Origin of the sequence: Rhodococcus sp. IC4_135 (assembly GCF_011602025.1) — a bacterium.
Lineage (GTDB): Bacteria > Actinomycetota > Actinomycetes > Mycobacteriales > Mycobacteriaceae > Rhodococcus_F > Rhodococcus_F baikonurensis.
Map to the genome: position 1 here is coordinate 90,905 of NZ_JAAOLG010000019.1, position 17,138 is coordinate 108,042.

Genomic DNA, 17,138 nt, shown 5'->3' on the forward strand with positions numbered 1-17,138 from the left:
TGGTTTTCGGGAAACCTCCAAGTACATCGAACAGCAGGAACCGGGTTATCACTGTGAGTGCAGGGACATCGACAATCTACGAGGACAGGACGGTCCGGATCGACGATCAGGGCGTCACGATCCGCCACTACTACTTTCCGTTTGTCAGCAAGTTCGTTCCGTACTCGCAGATCGAAACCGTCGACCTCGGCGTCATGTCATGGCTGAGTGGACGCCTACGAATCTGGGGAACAACAGATTTCAGCTCGTGGTACAGCCTGGACCTTTCACGCCCGTGGAAGGAGACCGCGGTGGTACTCACCCTCGCCGGTCGCGGAGCGCCTTCGTTCAGCCCCAAAGACCCGGATCGTGTCGAGACCGAAATCCGAAGTCGCATCGGATCACACGCCGCGAACTGACTAGCTGAACTCGGATTCGACGGTGACGATCTCACTCCAGTCGGTTCGATCGAACAACCGCGCCAGTGCAGTGAACAGAACTTCCGGGTCGATGGCGCTCTCAGCTGAGTGCACACCGACCCGATCAGAAATCGTTCCGTCGGCCAGCCGCGACACCACCTGAGCAAGGCCGAGCGCCAAGGGGATTCCGGTTGCACCGGCCATGTCCGACAGCAACTCCGATACCGGTGAATCATCAGCGATCCGTGCCACGACGCGCGTCTTTCGTCCATCGAGCACCCCTGTGGCCGAGGCGAAGAACGACGGCAAGGATCCGTGGTCGGCGCGCGTGAGCATGCGAGGCGCAGCACGGATCATCCGGCTGAGCGAGGGCTTGCCCAATTCTTCAGCGGCCGAGTCGAGATCGATTCTGCCCTTGTCGATATCCGAACGTAGAACGTCGAGAAACGAAACGGTTTCCGGTGTGATCACCATCAGATTTGCCGAATGACCTGAGGGGCGGAAGGTTCGATGAAACATCACCGGCTCCGGATGCCCGACCACGTAAGCGTTTCCGCGGCGTCCGCCGGGCAGTTCCAGTGAGATGGAACGCAACGGTGCTTCTTTGACGATTCGTCCCGCACGAACGACCGGCACCTTGCCGCTGATCTGCTGCATCCAGTGAACGGCGGCTGCACTCAATGTGTCTACCGACTCGTCCTCGCCTTCGACATCAACCGGCCAGGCTGTGTACAGGTCGTCGACCACGTCCAATCGCGAGACTGCCATCGCGGCCAGGAGATTACTCATCCCGGGACTTGCGCCCATGCCCACTACCGCACAGATTCCGGCTTCCCTGGCAGCGCAATTCAATTCCAGCATGTCGACGGCCGGTTCCCAGTCGTCGCAGATGTCGAGATAGTGAGTCCCGGTCTCGATCGCTGCCTGGAGAATGCCGACACCGAAACGGAAGAACGGGCCGACGGTATTGATGATCACGTCTGCGTCGTCCAACAATTCACGTAGCGTGCGACCGTCTGTGACGTCGATGCTGCGCGCCTCGACTTGCGCTGATGCCTGAGCCAGTTCAACTGAAAGACGATTCGCAGCATCGATATCACGATCCGCGACTACTACGCTGCCGATTCCCGGCAATGTTGCAGCCAGTCGAACTGCTGCCGAGCCCATCGCACCGGCGCCGCCCAGTGCGACAACCGTAATTCCGTCAGCCATGAATTCCCTCCAAGAATGCAGTCTGATCCGCTAGATAACCAGGAACGAAGATCGAACGGGGAGCAAGAACGGCTACCAGAGCCGACATCACTTCCGAGTCTTCGAGGTTCTTGTCCACAATCGAATGGGTTGCGTCGGGATACTTCTCGACCACCAATTGCCCTGGAGCGTCGAGCACTTCGCGATACACCCTTTCGGTGTCTGCCACGTCGACGTTGACGTCTTGTCCGCCGATGATCAAGAGCACCGGAACCTTCACGGTTTCGAGATCGGCTCGCGCATCCGATCGGTAGTTCTTTCGGATGAAGTTCCATCGGTCTTCGGTGAGACCGTCGGCCTCGCCGGAGGCCACGAGATCGCCGAACGTTGCATCACGGGCCAACTGATCCAAGTTCTTCGCACGATCGACCCGCGCTTTCTCGAATTCGTCGGCCGACGCATTTCTCTCGGAAAGTTCGGCAAGAGTATTGAATTCGCCTTGTTGGAGCCAGTTGATCGCCGGACCCACGGCAATGACGAACGCTACGTCCGGGTCGAGGTTCACCACCTTGGGCATCACCCACCCTGCCTGGCTCGCACCCCACAGACCGATACGAGACGGATCGACGTCCGAACGGCCCCGTGCCCACTCGATTGCCGCTTCCGTTTCCGCCGCCCGATCGTCCATGCTCTGATCGAGCCAATTGCCCGGTGCCCCATTCACCCCCGGCTTGTCCCAGGAGAGTGACGCGTACCCGGCCTTGGCGAACGCCTCCCAGACCGGCCTGTAAAAGGTCTCGTGTGTTGCATCGACCGGCCCGTCTCCGTGGACGAAAACCACGAGCCCGAAGGGACCGTCACCGTGTTCGGGCAGTGCAAGGACTCCCTGGAGCGGCACCGATCCCCCGGAGATCGTCACTTTTTCCTCACGGATGTCATAGGTGTTCTGGTACAGCGTCCAGCCCACCAGACCCACGATCAGAACGACGACCACTGCCAGGGAAGTAACCATCCACCTGCGTAAACGATGGTTACTCTTCCTCTCACTCACCGATCCCACTGCCATCTTCCCGCCTAACGTACGAATTTGAAACGATCGTATTGCATTCGATAGTACAGTTATGGGCGAAGATGTCGAGAGGCAAGGAAAGGACACGGCAATGACGGACAGGGACGTCGATGTGCCCACGAGGATCTTGATCGAGGCTCTACTGCGCACGGACGGAACTGTCGACGGGCGCACCCTCTATGCCACCGCCGACGCCCTCGACAAAACAGATCAACAGGTTCGGCTGTGCATCAAGCGGTTGGTCACCGAGGGGAAGTTCACTCAGGAAGGTCGCGGGCGGCAGGCCACGCTACGAGCAACGCCGAAAGCCGTGCGCGAGATGGAACCCGACGTCGAATTCGTTCGACTGGCCTATCAACAAGATCGCAACACTGCGACACCGTGGGACGGGTATTGGCATCTGGTCGGATTCGCAATTCCGGAGTCGTCACGGAAAGCACGAGATGCGCTGCGCACCAGGGTCGTATACCTCGGCGGCGCGCTCGTCCAGGGCGGTCTGTACGTCTCGCCGCACGCCTGGGAACCGTACGTTCTCGATGCGGCCGCCGAACTCGACGTCGAACAGCACCTGTCTTCTCTCACCACTCGGGATCTGAAAGTGGGCAGGCTCGAAGATCCCGTGAAAATTGCCGCACAGTTGTGGCCGCTGGACGAGATCGCAGCCGGATACGAACGGCTGCTCGACGTAGCGACTGTGCGCCTGGAGAAACTGCAGAACACTCCGGGCACCGATGCTGTCACGATGACCATCGAACTCGCGGCGGAATTCACGCGAGCTATGGAGCCGGACCCTCTGCTGCCGCCGGAACTGCTGCCCACCAACTGGATCGGCACGCGGGCGCGCTTCGTCACGGCACAGTGCTGGGCGCTTCTGGCACAGGTGGACGGTGCAGACGAATTACCGTCGCTGTTCCACCTGTACGCAGATGCGATCGGTGATCAGGACGCGAGCGTGCGCTGACGGGGCGGCAGCCCGAAACGACCGAGCACTTCGTCGACTGCGGTGGACGGTGTGACAAGCCCGCGATCCTGGAGCCACGGAATGGTGCTGTCCACCAGATGTTCGAGTGTGCGGGGCAAGGCGAGGGGGAGCAACGTAACGCCGTCGGCGACCTCGGCAGCTCGGATATCAGCGATCAAACTGCCGAGCCCGGAGGGTGTTCCGACGTAGTGAAGCGAAACCGGGACCCGCGGAGCAGTCAACGCACTGTCCAACTGTGCAAGCTCTTTTCGGGCGGAGCGAGCTTCCGGTGCGATCAGAATCTCGAGATCGACCAGCACTGCGACACTGTCGGGATCGCGGCCTTCTTCGGCGACAGCAGCACGGATCCGGGCGCGTTCGAGCTGCGCCTCACGCAGATCCGCAGCGCGAATCCGAACCACATTGGTAGGGAATGAAGCCAAATCGAGAGCCCTGTCGCTCTCGGTGAGGTCCACCCAGTAGTCGCCGCCGATGATCGGCAGGTTTCCTGGTGCGCCCTCAGCGGCCGGATGGTGACCGGATCCGGTCAACTCGACCGCCACGTGCAGAGAATGCGAAGCGAGTGAAGACATGTGTGACCTCCGAAAATCAGAAAAGTGTGGGATGAGCGAGACGAATCGTCAGCTCGAACACATTCCTGACGAGGTACGGCACAGATCGACATGACGACGGTACCACTGACCGAGAGTGATGCTCACTCTCGAAGGGGTGGCGGGAAAATCCGCTGGTGCCATGGCTGCCATGCTAGTTGTCCATTCGAGTTTTCGGGGACCGAGCTCAGCTCAGACGCACTCGGCTGCGCCGGCGTTGTCGTCGGCAGCTCCGAGGAAGGGGCGGGTCTCGGGCACGGGGTTCCACGCTCCGGCCGTCTTCGCGTACTTCCAATCACGCTGATTCGAAACCAGGATGTTCACGGCGTCGACCAAGCGCGTCACGTCGTCCGAGCTGCTACCGAGCCCGAGGCTGGCGCGGACGGCGCCGCCGGAGAGACCGAGGCGCGCGAGAACCGGGTGTGCGCAGAAGCGACCGTCGCGAACTCCGATGCCGTGTTCTGCGGACAGGAATGCGGCGATCTCGCCGGCTTCGAATCCGTCGACGGTGAAGGTGACGATTCCGACGGCGTCCGGTGCGTCGTTCCACAGTCGCACCAACGAGACTCCCTCGATGGCGGACAATCCGTCGGTGAGCTGCGCGGTGAGTGCCTTCTCGTGCTCGGCGATGACGTCGAAGTCCAGGGCGTGCAGAGTTTCGCATGCGGTCGCGATTGCTGCCGCACCGAGCACGTTGGGGGAACCGGCCTCATGACGTGCAGGCGCGCAAGCCCATTCGGTGGACTCGACGGTCACCTCACGCACGGCGCCTCCGCCGGCGAGGTACGGCTGAGCTTCGTCCAGCCAGTCACGGCGTCCGACCAGTACGCCGGCGCCGAACGGCGCGTAGAGCTTGTGGCCCGAGAACGCCACGTAGTCGACGCCGCATTCCTGCAGGTCGATGCGACGGTGGGGAGCCAACTGAGCAGCGTCGACGAGAATACGTGCGCCGCAACGGTGCGCGATGTCGGCCAAGCGTGCAATCGGCAGGATCTCGCCGGTCACGTTGGAGGCGCCGGTGATTGCGAGCAGCGCAGCAGGCTTGGTGCACAGTTCACCGATCAGACGCTCGATCGTCTCTTCGATGGTGTCTGCAGCGGTGACGATACGAGCGTCGTTCCACGGCAACAGGTTTGCGTGATGCTCGACGTCGAGGACAACGGTGCTGCCGGGGACGCACTGGGCCAGCAAGTTCAGCGAATCGGTGGTGTTCCGCGTGAAGACAACGACCTGATCGTCGGCACAGTTCACGAAACGGGCAACGGATTCACGAGCGTTCTCGTAGGTGAGCGTGGAGATCCGGGACGCGTAGCCGGCACCGCGGTGAACACTGGCGTACGTCGGCAACAACTCGGCGATACGGTCGGTGACCTGGGCCAATGCCGGCGCGCTCGCGGCGTAGTCGAAGTTGGCGTAGGAGCATTCGCCGCCCTGAACCAGCGGAACCTGCAGGTCGGCACCCGAAACCTTGGCGATCGGAGCGGTGCAGCAGGTGTCGGCACTCAATACAGCAGTCATCGAAGACAATCCTCACGTTCAAGGACTCGTTCGTCGGGAGATGGCCCCGGAAGAGTCCGCGCTTGCCGCATTCGTTTTCGAACGCAGCCGGGTCGTCACCCGGAGCACCCCACCGCGGAGGAGGGTTGCCGACCAGCAAGCCGGGGCTGAACACTGGTACTCGTGACCTGGCAACGAGGATGGCAGGAACCTCCCGTGCTTGTCAAGACGAAGCTGGGAAGACCGTCGTCACGGCGCGATCGTCCGACAGGCGAGGTGGAGCGCAAGCCTGGTTTCCGGATCGGCCAGATCCACCGAGAGAAGTCGCTGAATTCGATCGATGCGACTCGATACGGTGTTGCGGTGCAAGCCCATTCGAGTGGCGGTATGAGCCAGAGACGATTCTTCGTCGAGGTACGTCGAGAGCGTCTCCAGCAACTCCCCACTCGCATCTCGTAGCGGCGCGAGCAGTGCCGCGGCCGCGGGCTGAAACGTGTCGGTTCGCGTCCACGCCAGTAGCAACTGCGCCAACCCCAGGCGGTCCACGTGCAGGAATCGGCCCGTTTGCGACCGGGAACCGGCGAGCCGAGCGGCATCCCCCGCCTCCGACAGAGACGCTCCGATTCCGGCTGGCCCATCGTGCGCGCGTCCCACTCCCACCCATGTCTCCATGGTGGGCCCCAATCGGGCTTGACCTGCACGAATACTCTCGGCAATCCTGGTGATCGCCTCCGGACGCGGCTCACCGGGCAGAGTCGTCCACGCCGCCCAGCCGTCAGCCTGTTCGACGACAGTGGCGTCGATCCCCTCGGCGGCGAGGGCGTCTGCAACTTCACTGCGCCTGGCGACCAGGTCGACCTCACCCACCGCCAGGACTTTGATGCCGATGTGCCATCCGTCCAGCACCCAACCCGCGTCGAGTGCGCGCCGGAGCAGTCCGGGTGTGGCGTCTGCGGACGTGTCGATCAGTTCACCGAGCAACGCGCTGCGCCGGCGCGCTTCACGCTCGTCGACCATGCGTGCAACGGCCAGGCGGTGCCCGACAGCCAACGAGGCAACGTCGAGAACCACTGAGAGAGAGGCCTCTTCGACGCTCTGTCGCACCGGAAGCAGTACAGCCAGCCAGGGCTCTCTGGCCGCGCCGGACATCACCGGGCACGCGATCAGGACCCCACCGGAGTCCAACTCGACGGTGGTCGGTGCCCCACGACCCGACAAAGTACCCGCGCCTGCTCGATCAGCCTCTGACAAGAGCTCAGCGCCCGTCAGCGGACGTCCGGACGAGTCCAGGAGAATGAACGAACGCTGAAAGGTGTTCAGTAACACCGACAGAAGATTCTCGACGCTTCCGCCGGCTCGTTGGCCCGCGTGTGTCGCCCGCAGTACTGCGTCAGCCATCACCGCACGCGAATTCGAGAGAAGATCACGAAGATCCACGCTGAACTGCCAAGGGTCGGAGACCCCGAGCACCACCAGCCCGAGCCGATCCGCGAGCAACGAGAGACTCACATCCCCGGCCGCAGTGCTGTGAACAGCGACTACCTGGCACCCGGTCGCTGCCGTGCGTCGAAGGAGCGCATCGAATCTCCACTCCCCCACATCGATTCGATCGAGAATCACCAGAACCGATCCCGAACCCGCCGCACCCGACACTGCCTCCGCCGACTGTGCCGATTCGCCGGTGAGTGCCCCCACTGTCGTGACGACGGGGTCGCCCTCGCCCGCGAGTCGATACAACCCGACAAAGACCGGGTTGTTCAGCAACGCCGAAACACTCGCGCTCATCGCGCCTCCATCAGCACAGCGTCATGGTCGATTCCGAACGCCCGCGGGCCGACAACCTTCAATCTGCCCACCTCGTCCGCCCACCACGGTGGGCCGGGCAGGACCAAGACAGCTACATCCTGACCCTGGTGCACGGATTCACACGAGACGAAGGCACCGGTCCGGACGTCGAGCAGCGTCACGATGTCCGGGCATGTTGCGATCATCTCGCCATCCAACGCGACGGTCAGGAATTCACTCTCGAATTCGACTCGCATCACCGCAGAATCGTGTTCGAGAATCACGTTGCCTCGACGATCGTCTGCGCCCGGGCGGCTACGACGCACCGCACGCACTCGGCCTGTCCCCAGCGCCCGCGCTCCGGCGCTTCCGGCGATCTCCTGCCAACTGCCGGGCGCACCGATATGCTGCCCCAGTTCGTGCGCTCGGGAGAGAGTTCCCGGAATGCAGGCCTCCCGCACGGTCCGCGCATCGATCGACGCGATCGCCAGAGCGCCCCAACCGCTGGTTCGCCCGATCAGAGAGCGCACTGCTACCTCGGCGCCCAGCACATCCACTCCGTCAATAACGGTGATCAGGCCGCCTGGCTGGGCGAGGGTGACCGGGCACAATTCCAATCCGGCTGCGGCGAGAGAGAAGTGATCGAGCCGCGGCATCGCCCGACCGAGCAGGTCCGCGTCGACGACGGGAACTCCCAACGCCAGCGCCGCCGCAATGCCGGAAAGAGCGTTGAGTCCACCGCCTTCGAACGTCATCACTGCGGTCGGACGCTTCCCGGTCCACCGAGTCAAAGCTGCTGCAGTATCGGAAAACTCACGCCCGGATGGCAATTGCTCCTCCAAAGCCAGAGCCGATCCGACGATTCCCACCGGCATGACCAGTGCCCCGCCGGGCAACTTCTCCGGCGCGATGACCTCTACCGAAGTGGACGCAATGAGTGGACGAAGCATCTCCACGAACAGGCGTGGATCGCCGCCCCCGCCGCAGCCCAAGACCACCGCCCCCGCTGCGATCGCGTCGAGGTCGGCCTCCCGGACCGCGTGCAGGCTGCTCACGGCTCGTTATTCTGCCAGCACGGGTTGCTCGAGCGTCTCCACCGGCCGGAACGGCCGATCGAGTCCGAAACTCGCCGGACCGAAGACCGCCAGTGCCTCGGGTGTTCTCATGATGGGTGGAGTCGCGATCCCGATGACCGCGACGCGCTGCCCGTACCGCAAGCCCTCGGTGGTGATGGGTTCGGCAGTGTCGGCCTCGACGATGCAGATCAAGTCAGGCACGATGGCCACCATGACTCCGGATTGCACGGCGATCAGATTCTCGTTCTGGAACTGGACTTCCAGCTCTTCGTCTCCGACGCCGGCGATCCGCACCGAACCCCGAGCGAACCCCTCATCGGTTCGCCGGTCGACATCGATCACCTTGCCGTGAAAGAGAACTCGCCCGTATCCGTAGAGCGTGTCGGACAGACTGTCCACCAGTGCCTGGACGGGGTCCACCCGCTGCTCACGCGAAGCCCTGATGGACCGACCGATGGTCAGGGCCAACGACAGAGTTCGTGGGATAGCCGTGCGCTTCACATCTGCACCCGTCATCGAGTACTGAGCGATGTGCGCCATCCCCCCCGAACCTCGACGTCACCCCGCGGGCGAGACCTTCCAATCTGCTGTTGTCGCTGCCGGTGTCGAAGATCGCCACCTCGTCGTGCTCGTTCGCCATGGCGAGCGGGCTGGCCGAAATCCCGTACACCGAAAAGGTTTCCATTTCGAGCTGAGGAAATGCCCGTCCCATCCCGTCGGCATCGACAACCGGAAGTCCGCGCCGTGCGGCCACCAGCAACGGGATCATCGAATTGATTCCCCCGCACTCCATCGGCATCGTCGCATCCGCGGTTCGCCCCGAGTGCCGCTCCAATGTGATCAGTGCCAGCTCGGGTTCCGTTCCGCGTGGCATTTTCTCGACCACAACGGTCGGTGCACCCATCTGCGCGACGGGGATCACCCACGCGTCGTCGTCGAGTTCCTCCGGATCCAGAATCGTGATCTCACCGGCTTCACCGAGCGCCTGCGCGACCAGCATCTTGCCGACAAACGGATCTCCACCGCCGCCGGTGCCCAACAGAGCTGCGCCCCTGGCGAGGTCGTCGAGGTCTGCCGTTCGTAGTGTCCAACTCATCGTGAGCCCTCCTGACCGGTGGAGACCAGACCACTGTGCAGTGCCAGGTCACCGACTGCCTTCACTCGAATACGTGTTGCGTTGCCCGGCAGGTACGGAATCGGGACCTCGTCGAACTCCACGATCTGCACGGACTCGGGTCGTGCGCCCGCGGCCACCGCCCGATCGATCGCCTCTTGGCGGGCGTCGTCGGCAAGAACGTGACGGTGGCCGTCCCGCACCGCTTCGACACGGTCGACTTCACCACTGACCTGCGCGATGGCGGCGCCGATCGCGTTGGCGACGTCGAAACGCTCAGGGCGAATCACCGTGCCCAGGCCGGGAAGTTCACGCTCCAGCAATACCGATCCGCCCCCGACCGCCACTACCGGTAGCGGATCCGACGTGGTTCGCATCTGCTCCACGGCGTCGGCGACTCTCCGCGAGATCCGTTCGAGCGCCGTCGACACCAGGCTGCGGTCGAGGTGCGCCACCGCATGGCGATCGCCGACGTCGGCCAAGCCTGCCGCGACGGCGATGTCGGTAGCCGTCAACGTGTCTCCACCGAAGACGAGTGCCCGTGAACCCAATTCATATCCCACCGATCCGGGCCCCACCGTGAGTCCGTCTGCATCCACCAACGAACCACCGCCGATGCCGATCGAGAACACATCCGGCATACGGAAATTGGTCCGCACCCCGGCAACGGTCACCTCGGTGGTTGCTTCTCGCGGAAAACCGTTGGTCAGTACACCGACATCCGTGGTGGTTCCGCCGATGTCGATCACCGCACAGCTCGCCAGACCGGACAGCACAGCGGCACCGCGCATGGAGTTGGTCGGTCCCGACGCGAAAGTTGCTACCGGATAACGCCTTGCGTACTCGATGTCCATCAAGGTGCCGTCGTTCTGGCTCAGATACAGCGGTGCGACGATGCCGTGCTCGACCAATGAACGGGCGAGTCCGTCGACGATGTGATCGGCGAGCTCGCGCAGAGCAGCATTGATGATGGTCGCGTTCTCGCGTTGAAGCAGACCCACTCGACCGATCTCGTGCGAGAGCGAAATTGCGACGTCCGGTCCGAGTTCCTCTCGGATGATTTCAGCGGCAGCAACCTCGCATTCGAGATTGACCGGAGAGAACACCGAAGATATTGCGACCGAACGAGTACCACTGCGAGCCATATCGGCAGCATGGCGACGAATCTCGTTTGGATCCAGCGGCGAGATACGACGACCGTCGAACTCGTGCCCACCGTGAGCGAGGTAGTGCCTTCCCTGCACAGCGGAGACCAGGTTTCGCGGCCACCCCACCATCGGGGGCAGCGCGGCAGTCGCCGGAAGTCCCAGCCGCAGCGCCGCGGTGGGAGCAAGCCCGCGCTGCTCGATGAGAGCATTGAGAAAGTGCGTCGTACCGATCATCACTGCTTGAACAGCATTGGGAGAGAACGAGTACTGCTGCTGCAGCGCCGTCAGCGCTCCGCCGATTCCGCCGGTGATGTCCTTGCTGGTCGAGTGTTTGACATGCCCGATGACGGTGGTCCCGTCCATCAGGACTGCGTCGGTGTTGGTGCCGCCGACGTCGATTCCGATTCGCATCGCGAACTCCTTTCTACAGTTGTAGTGCTAGTGCGTGAGTGCAGACGAGCCCGAAGGCTCTTGCGGCGCTTCGGTTGCGGTGCGTCCGACTCCGCGAATCAGGCCGAGTCGGCCCGCGACGACATAGAGAACAAATGCCGAGGTCACCGCGTTGATGGATGGCAGTCCGAAGGTGCTGTAATGACCGATCAGCGCCGAGACGATCCAGATCACCAGCGTGGCCGGCACCCAGGTGGGTGCCGAACTCGGTAGGGTGCCGGCGGCGCGACTCTCGTCCAGATCCTTGCGCCAGGTCTTGACGATGAAGTATTCCGCCACCATGATCCCGGCAATGGGCGGGAAGCCTACGCCCAACAGGATCAGGAAGTCGGTGAACGAGTTCAGGATTCCGGCGGCGGCGAGGACCGAACCCGTGACGCCGACAACTGCCGTGACAACGGCGCGGTTGATCCTTCGACCGAACACGACGTCGATGAAGTTCACGATGCCGAGGCCCGAACTGTAGAGGTTCCAGTCGTTGATCTTGAAGGTGCCGAGAACGATGATCAGAACGCCGACCCAGCCGACCGACGAGAGAATGATCGTGGCGATGTCGGAGCTGCGAACGGCATGCGCGAGAAGTACACCGGTCAGCCCGATCACGTATTCACCCAACGTGATTCCGACGAGCGTCTGCTTCACGACGTCGCCTGCCGTGCGATTGAAGCGCGTCATGTCGGGTGTGATCACCGCGCCGGCTATGAAACCGCCTGCGACGATGGTGGTTCCCGCAAGAAAGCTGAGCTCCGGCCCGGCCGGAGCAGATGTCATCAGATCCGACAGCGAGTGATTACGTAGTTCGGATATGACGGCCCATCCCACCAGGATCAGGAACAGCGGAACGGTGATGTTGGCGATCAGCTGCATGGAGCCGAACCCGCGCAGGACTATTGCAGTGATCAGGAGACCGAAAGCCAAAGCCCACGCCCATTGCGGCAGGAACGGCATGATCCCGTGCAACCCTGATGCAGAGACGGCCGATTGGATGCCGAACCAGCCGATCAGGCTGACCCCGATCACCAGTCCGATCACCGCCGAGCCGGCATGACCGAACCCGCACCAGCGCGCGACCACCGACGTGTTGAGCCCCTCACGAACTCCGATGATTCCGATGAAGATACAGACGACTTCGAGTATCACCGCGCCGACTGTCAATGCCCAGAAGGCATTCCAGAACGTCATACCGTAACCGAGCGTCGCACCGAGCAGGAACTGCGCGAGTGCCGACACCTGACCGAATCGCTGTACTGCCACCGAAAACCACGAATACCGTGCTTCGTCGGGTACGCGGGTGAGCGCGTAGTCGTCACCGTCGGAACTCTCGCCGCCGCCGGCGGTTGTCGATGCTTTGTTCATGACGGACTCCTCGAATAGTTGGGAAGTGTTCTCGGAGAAGACGGTACGAATGTGTCCGGGGTCACGCCTATGGGCGAATCGACGTTTCTTCGTGTTACGACAATGCATTTCGCACAGTCTCAATTTCACGCAGTCGCGATTCCACAGTCGTCATGTGGCACGGGTCTAGCGCAGCGCGTACCCGCCGTCGGGGTAGAGGGTGGAGCCCGTTGTGTACGTGTTGGTGAAGAGATAGAACACTGCTTGTGCGATCTCGTCTTCGTTCCCGACGCGGCCGAGGACGTTGTTCTCTGCACTCCACGTGAAGGCCGCCTCGCGAACCTCTGCCGGGCGCTGAGCCCAGAGATGCCCGTCGATGGTTCCGGGCGCGACGGTGTTGACGCGAATCGGCGACAACTCGACCGCCAACCCGCGTCCGAGCCCCTCGATTGCCGCATTGGCTGCCACATATGCCGCAGCGGCCGCTGGCGGCCGCACACTGGCAGCGCCGGACATGAGGACCACCGACGCGGTGGGTGTCAGCTTGTCGAGTGCAGCGTGCACGACGCGGTACTGCCCCCAGAACTTCGATGTGAACGGCGACGCCGCATCCTCGACACTCTGTTCACGAAATGAGCCGACCTGGTAATCGGCAGCCGTGGTGAAGAGCGCGTCGACGCTGGGGATGTTGGTGAAGAACGCTTTCACCGAGTCGTCGTCCGAGGTGTCGACGGTGAACCAGTGTGCGGCTTCACCCAGCTGCGAGGCCGCTGCTTCGAGTTTGGATGCGGTTCGGCCACCGAGCACAACCTGCGCGCCGGCGTCGACGGCAAGCTGCGCCACTCGCAGCCCGATGCCCGTTCCGCCGCCGATCAGGACGACGGTCTTGCCTGAAAGAAGAGAAAGTGTAGTTGTCATGCAGTGACTGTAGAAGCCGCTAAAACGACCCGATATGTGCAGAATGCACCGATTTCACGACCACACGGGGCAAAGTGCCCAGACTCATGTGGTCCAGCGTCCTGGCGGAGGTTCCGCAGATGTGTCGTCAGCGAGCGGAAGCGGTTGGTCGCCGAGAAATGCCTCCAACAGGCCTCGACGACGTTTGCTGCGTCGACGTTGCCATCGCATCTGCTCCCGTTCGAGTTCGCTTGTAACAAAACAACTCCCACAGCCGAAAACATCGGTGAACCGCAACAGCGAAGGGAAGTAACGAATATGGGATCAGCAGACGTAATGGCCTGGCTCGCCGAGGGTTACCTCGCCGGCGATCCGATTCGCTATCCGCTCTATGTCGGATCGATGTTCCTGGCAATGCCGTTCCAGCTGATCGGCGTAATTCTGGGTCACCCCTTCTGAATCGTCACATCAGGCCAGGGCGGTCGACGTAGAACGGCCAGAGTCGCGATCACGGCGGCCGCCAACCCGATGAACTCCCCCATCAGAGCCGCCCGGGTGTGATCGACAGCCGGTGACCACGACGGCTCACCCTCGTGGATCGAGAACACTCCCACTGGCACCGGTATGGGGTCTCCGCGCCACCGCCGATGCAGACGCGAAACCGTGATGATCGTCGTTCCGTCGCTGGTCTGGTGCGGTTCTCCGAAAATCGTCGAGGCCCCTGATTCCCCTCGAAATCGCTCCACCGCATCACGAATCTCCATGATCTCCATCGTCGCACCGAAACAGCACCCCTGTGCGAGTATCGATCGATGGCCGAGTGGTGGAATCCGAGCAGGCGCGTCGAGCGATGGTGGCAGACGATCACGCTGGCTTGGCTGCTCGTTTTCTTCGGCCCAAGCGCCATCGACAAGGTCATCACGGAACCCACAGCTTGGAATTGGGTATGGTTCGCGATCTGGCTTTTCGCGACGGTCGGATCTGCTTACTACACCGTCCAAGCCTGGCGAACCAGGAACAATCCGCAGCCGGCGTGGCAGGACGGGACAACTGCCCCCTCCGAAGTACCCGCCGACGACGTCCGCAATGCACTCGCGTCGACTGACGACCGCATTCCGGCAATCAAGGCACTACGCGAACTACATCCGGGCTTGGGCCTGAAGGATGCGATGGATCTGATCGACGCCCAGCGAGGCGAACAGGGCCCGAAGCACTGATAGTTGCGACCATCACAATCACAGTTAGGTATCGGCGTCTCGCTGCCGGGATCGAGCGAGCACGCCAGGAGTTAACCACCTGACAGACAGGCTGTTTCACCGAGTTTGACAGATACGATCGATCAGTGAGCGTCGACCTGACCGATGCAGCTCACCGTACCAATCGAATTCGTCTTTCGGCGTTCCACGAACAGCTCAATTCGGCTATTGTTCAACGATTTACAACAAGATCAGCGTCTACCCACGACAATTTTCGCGACAGTGCAGCATCATTCGCTCAGTTGAGTTTGACCGAACCTTGGCGTTACGTTGAATTTCAAAGCAATAGCCCGGTCTTGACTGCGATGGTGTGAGCGAAACGCCCACCTACGCGTGACACGTGGCCGCCCTGACGGGCGCTGTGAATGCCTGAACGTTCGAGGAGTGGAATGACTGCGGTCAAAACTGCGTGGCGTGAACTACGGAAACCCGTGTTCATTCCCGCGTCGATAGTGATCTTTGCCCTGATCGCCTTTGCCGTGATCTACGCGGGAACCGCCGCGGATGCTTTCGAAACACTCAACAACGTGATCAGCGACGGCGTCGGCTGGTGGTACATCCTCTCCGCGACCGGGTTCGTGATATTTGCTCTCTACTGCGGAATCAGCCGTATCGGCAACATCCGATTGGGACGCGACGACGAGCAGCCCGAGTTCGGAATGCTCTCGTGGTTCGCGATGCTCTTCAGCGCAGGCATGGGTATCGGGCTCGTGTTCTACGGAGTAGCAGAACCGCTTTCGCACTACGTGACTCCTCCCGTCGCCGGGCAGATCGCCGGATCCACGGATGCCGCGGCCAATCAAGCAATGGAACTGACGCTGTTCCACTGGGGCCTGCATGCATGGGCGATCTACGTCGTCGTCGGTCTTGGTCTGGCGTACATGACCTACCGCAAGGGTCGTCCACTGTCGATCCGTTGGCTGCTCGAGCCACTCCTCGGACGCGCTCGCATCGAAGGAAAGATCGGCCATGCCATCGACGTCGTCGCCATCGTCGGCACGTTGTTCGGCGTCGCTACGTCGCTGGGATTCGGTGTCCAGCAGATCTCGGCCGGCCTCGACTACCTCGGCTGGGTGGAGACCGACAACTGGTTGGTCATCACCATCATCGTCATCGTGACGGGCATGGCCACCTTCTCGGTGGTCTCCGGCGTCACCAAGGGCCTCAAGTGGCTCTCGAACATCAACATGATGCTCGCTGCAGCGCTGGCCCTGTTCGTCCTGATTCTGGGACCGACACTGTTCCTCATGCAGTCGTGGGTGCAGAACCTCGGCGGATACGTCCAAGCCTTGCCCGAGCTGATGCTGCGCACGTCCCCGTTCGCCGAGGACGGCTGGCAGGGCGCATGGACCATCTTCTACTGGGGTTGGTGGATGAGCTGGGCACCGTTCGTCGGCATGTTCATCGCGCGCATCTCACGCGGCCGCACCATCCGCGAATTCGTCTTCGGCGTGCTGCTCGCCCCCACGCTGGTCGGTTCGCTGTGGTTCACGATCTTCGGTAACTCCGGCATCCTGCGTCAGCGCAACGAGGGCACGATGCTCGACGCATCCGGCGCCGTGGACACCAACACGTCTCTGTTCACGCTTCTCGACGGACTTCCGCTCGGAACGATTTCGAGTGTCCTCGCGATCGTCGTGATTGTGTTCTTCTTCGTCACGTCCGCGGATTCCGGCTCGATCGTCATCGACATCCTCGCGACGGGTGGCAGCCTGGAGACGTCCAAGATCACGCGCGTCTACTGGACGTTCCTGTCGGGCGCCGCCGCCGCGGTTCTCCTCATCGTGGGTGGCAGTGGATCGCTGACCGCGCTGCAGACCGTTGCCATCGCCACCGCTGTGCCGTTCTCGGTCATCATGGTGCTCGCGTGCCTGTCGATGCTGAAGGCGTTCCGGTACGAGGTCGCTTCGGCACCGCGCTACCTGCGAGTTTCGACCAATACCCCGGCGTCGACCGACGTTCCACAACCCACCGAGAAGCGGCTCCGCGATCTGAAGATCTCGTCGACCTTCGCCGGTCTGACCCCGTCGCAAAACGGGATCACGACGGAACCCTCCGACGCCCACATGCTCGTCGCGGTGCACGAAGTTCCCGCCCGCGCGGTCAACATCGACCCGGACACCGGCGCCGTCGACTTCTCCGAGGATTCGAAGGTCGTCGATCCGCTGGGCGGAGAGGTGTTCGACACACCCGAGTTCGCCGACTCGGCAGAAGGCCACGCGCAAGCTGCCAGTACGGACTGACCGGCACGTTCGGCATGTTGCATTAGGCATATCTGTTCACCAACTCGCAAACTTGTCATGAGACTTTCAACTCGACAGTTCGCAGGACTCTAAGTTTCGTGAGTAGA

At 62.2% G+C, this 17,138-nt stretch carries 18 protein-coding genes and 1 riboswitch; of the genes, 6 read left to right on the forward strand and 12 right to left on the reverse strand.

Annotated elements, in window-relative coordinates; translation table 11 throughout:
- The first annotated feature begins 53 nt into the window (after window positions 1–53).
- On the forward strand, window positions 54–398 hold the full coding sequence (locus G8767_RS25935; protein WP_124569013.1) for a hypothetical protein: 345 nt from the start codon (window positions 54–56) through the stop codon (window positions 396–398).
- Here G8767_RS25935 and G8767_RS25940 read toward each other — a convergent pair whose 3' ends face one another.
- A complete protein-coding gene (locus G8767_RS25940; RefSeq protein WP_166812634.1) occupies window positions 399–1,610 on the reverse strand; it encodes a saccharopine dehydrogenase NADP-binding domain-containing protein in 1,212 nt (403 codons plus the stop codon).
- Complete coding sequence (locus tag G8767_RS25945) at window positions 1,603–2,601, reverse strand: alpha/beta hydrolase (protein WP_206029793.1); 999 nt, start codon at window positions 2,599–2,601, stop codon at window positions 1,603–1,605. Before G8767_RS25945 ends, G8767_RS25940 begins: the two co-directional genes overlap by 8 nt.
- 109 nt (window positions 2,602–2,710) lie before the next feature.
- Here G8767_RS25945 and G8767_RS25950 point away from each other — a divergent pair, with 109 nt between their 5' ends.
- Window positions 2,711–3,619: a PaaX family transcriptional regulator C-terminal domain-containing protein gene (locus tag G8767_RS25950; protein ID WP_166812638.1), complete on the forward strand. Its 909-nt coding sequence runs from the start codon at window positions 2,711–2,713 to the stop codon at window positions 3,617–3,619.
- On the opposite strand, the gene G8767_RS25955 is transcribed toward G8767_RS25950, so the two are convergent.
- The 9 genes from G8767_RS25955 to G8767_RS25990 all read right to left on the reverse strand — a co-directional run bounded on the left by G8767_RS25955 (window position 3,598) and on the right by G8767_RS25990 (window position 13,553).
- Window positions 3,598–4,212 (reverse strand): hypothetical protein, encoded by a 615-nt coding sequence (locus tag G8767_RS25955; RefSeq protein WP_124569017.1) that lies wholly within the window; start codon window positions 4,210–4,212, stop codon window positions 3,598–3,600. The two genes, G8767_RS25950 and G8767_RS25955, sit on opposite strands and share 22 nt — an antisense overlap.
- 210 nt (window positions 4,213–4,422) lie before the next feature.
- On the reverse strand, window positions 4,423–5,748 hold the full coding sequence (locus tag G8767_RS25960) for an aminotransferase class V-fold PLP-dependent enzyme (protein WP_095973422.1): 1,326 nt from the start codon (window positions 5,746–5,748) through the stop codon (window positions 4,423–4,425).
- Window positions 5,749–5,801: 53 nt separating this feature from the next.
- A riboswitch (SAM riboswitch) is annotated at window positions 5,802–5,916 on the reverse strand.
- A gap of 60 nt (window positions 5,917–5,976) precedes the next feature.
- Window positions 5,977–7,512, reverse strand: coding sequence for a helix-turn-helix domain-containing protein (locus G8767_RS25965; protein WP_124569018.1), 1,536 nt, complete (start codon window positions 7,510–7,512; stop codon window positions 5,977–5,979).
- Complete coding sequence (locus G8767_RS25970) at window positions 7,509–8,567, reverse strand: DUF917 domain-containing protein (RefSeq protein ID WP_166812639.1); 1,059 nt, start codon at window positions 8,565–8,567, stop codon at window positions 7,509–7,511. The genes G8767_RS25965 and G8767_RS25970 overlap by 4 nt, the downstream gene beginning before the upstream one ends.
- Window positions 8,568–8,573: 6 nt before the next feature.
- Window positions 8,574–9,089, reverse strand: a complete 516-nt coding sequence (locus G8767_RS35945) for a DUF917 domain-containing protein (RefSeq protein WP_346843041.1) — start codon at window positions 9,087–9,089, stop codon at window positions 8,574–8,576.
- Complete coding sequence (locus G8767_RS35950) at window positions 9,016–9,684, reverse strand: DUF917 domain-containing protein (protein WP_240952800.1); 669 nt, start codon at window positions 9,682–9,684, stop codon at window positions 9,016–9,018. Before G8767_RS35950 ends, G8767_RS35945 begins: the two co-directional genes overlap by 74 nt.
- Entirely contained in the window at window positions 9,681–11,261 is a 1,581-nt protein-coding gene (locus G8767_RS25980; RefSeq protein ID WP_166812640.1) for a hydantoinase/oxoprolinase family protein, read from the reverse strand. The genes G8767_RS35950 and G8767_RS25980 overlap by 4 nt, the downstream gene beginning before the upstream one ends.
- Window positions 11,262–11,288: 27 nt before the next feature.
- On the reverse strand, window positions 11,289–12,656 hold the full coding sequence (locus G8767_RS25985) for a cytosine permease (protein ID WP_166812642.1): 1,368 nt from the start codon (window positions 12,654–12,656) through the stop codon (window positions 11,289–11,291).
- A gap of 165 nt (window positions 12,657–12,821) precedes the next feature.
- The gene (locus tag G8767_RS25990; protein ID WP_095973428.1) at window positions 12,822–13,553 is read right to left on the reverse strand and encodes an SDR family oxidoreductase; all 732 of its coding nucleotides are present in this window, start codon (window positions 13,551–13,553) and stop codon (window positions 12,822–12,824) included.
- A 297-nt stretch (window positions 13,554–13,850) separates the two neighbouring features.
- Between G8767_RS25990 and G8767_RS25995 the strand changes: the two genes are divergently transcribed.
- Window positions 13,851–13,991 carry a hypothetical protein gene (locus tag G8767_RS25995; RefSeq protein WP_003941170.1) on the forward strand — a complete coding sequence of 47 codons (141 nt, stop codon included), beginning with the start codon at window positions 13,851–13,853 and terminating at the stop codon, window positions 13,989–13,991.
- Here G8767_RS25995 and G8767_RS26000 read toward each other — a convergent pair.
- Window positions 13,979–14,305 carry a hypothetical protein gene (locus G8767_RS26000; protein WP_095973429.1) on the reverse strand — a complete coding sequence of 109 codons (327 nt, stop codon included), beginning with the start codon at window positions 14,303–14,305 and terminating at the stop codon, window positions 13,979–13,981. The two genes, G8767_RS25995 and G8767_RS26000, sit on opposite strands and share 13 nt — an antisense overlap.
- A 39-nt stretch (window positions 14,306–14,344) precedes the next feature.
- Between G8767_RS26000 and G8767_RS26005 the strand changes: the two genes are divergently transcribed.
- The 3 genes from G8767_RS26005 (at window position 14,345) to G8767_RS26015 (ending at window position 17,031) form a co-directional block, all read left to right on the forward strand.
- The gene (locus G8767_RS26005; RefSeq protein WP_166812644.1) at window positions 14,345–14,749 is read left to right on the forward strand and encodes a ribosomal protein L7/L12; all 405 of its coding nucleotides are present in this window, start codon (window positions 14,345–14,347) and stop codon (window positions 14,747–14,749) included.
- A 125-nt stretch (window positions 14,750–14,874) separates the two neighbouring features.
- On the forward strand, window positions 14,875–15,102 hold the full coding sequence (locus G8767_RS26010) for a hypothetical protein (RefSeq protein ID WP_166812646.1): 228 nt from the start codon (window positions 14,875–14,877) through the stop codon (window positions 15,100–15,102).
- A 75-nt stretch (window positions 15,103–15,177) separates the two neighbouring features.
- Window positions 15,178–17,031 (forward strand): BCCT family transporter, encoded by a 1,854-nt coding sequence (locus G8767_RS26015; RefSeq protein ID WP_166812648.1) that lies wholly within the window; start codon window positions 15,178–15,180, stop codon window positions 17,029–17,031.
- Window positions 17,032–17,138: the final 107 nt, after the last annotated feature.

Coding starts and splice junctions, on each gene's coding strand:
- G8767_RS25940 (WP_166812634.1), bottom strand. CDS start 1,610: ATGGCTGACGGAATTACGGTTGTCGCACTGGGCGGCGCCGGTGCGATG.
- G8767_RS25945 (WP_206029793.1), bottom strand. CDS start 2,601: ATGGTTACTTCCCTGGCAGTGGTCGTCGTTCTGATCGTGGGTCTGGTG.
- G8767_RS25950 (WP_166812638.1), top strand. CDS start 2,711: ATGGGCGAAGATGTCGAGAGGCAAGGAAAGGACACGGCAATGACGGAC.
- G8767_RS25955 (WP_124569017.1), bottom strand. CDS start 4,212: ATGTCTTCACTCGCTTCGCATTCTCTGCACGTGGCGGTCGAGTTGACC.
- G8767_RS25960 (WP_095973422.1), bottom strand. CDS start 5,748: ATGACTGCTGTATTGAGTGCCGACACCTGCTGCACCGCTCCGATCGCC.
- G8767_RS25965 (WP_124569018.1), bottom strand. CDS start 7,512: ATGAGCGCGAGTGTTTCGGCGTTGCTGAACAACCCGGTCTTTGTCGGG.
- G8767_RS35950 (WP_240952800.1), bottom strand. CDS start 9,684: ATGAGTTGGACACTACGAACGGCAGACCTCGACGACCTCGCCAGGGGC.
- G8767_RS25980 (WP_166812640.1), bottom strand. CDS start 11,261: ATGCGAATCGGAATCGACGTCGGCGGCACCAACACCGACGCAGTCCTG.
- G8767_RS25985 (WP_166812642.1), bottom strand. CDS start 12,656: ATGAACAAAGCATCGACAACCGCCGGCGGCGGCGAGAGTTCCGACGGT.
- G8767_RS25990 (WP_095973428.1), bottom strand. CDS start 13,553: ATGACAACTACACTTTCTCTTCTTTCAGGCAAGACCGTCGTCCTGATC.
- G8767_RS25995 (WP_003941170.1), top strand. CDS start 13,851: ATGGGATCAGCAGACGTAATGGCCTGGCTCGCCGAGGGTTACCTCGCC.
- G8767_RS26000 (WP_095973429.1), bottom strand. CDS start 14,305: ATGGAGATCATGGAGATTCGTGATGCGGTGGAGCGATTTCGAGGGGAA.
- G8767_RS26005 (WP_166812644.1), top strand. CDS start 14,345: ATGGCCGAGTGGTGGAATCCGAGCAGGCGCGTCGAGCGATGGTGGCAG.
- G8767_RS26015 (WP_166812648.1), top strand. CDS start 15,178: ATGACTGCGGTCAAAACTGCGTGGCGTGAACTACGGAAACCCGTGTTC.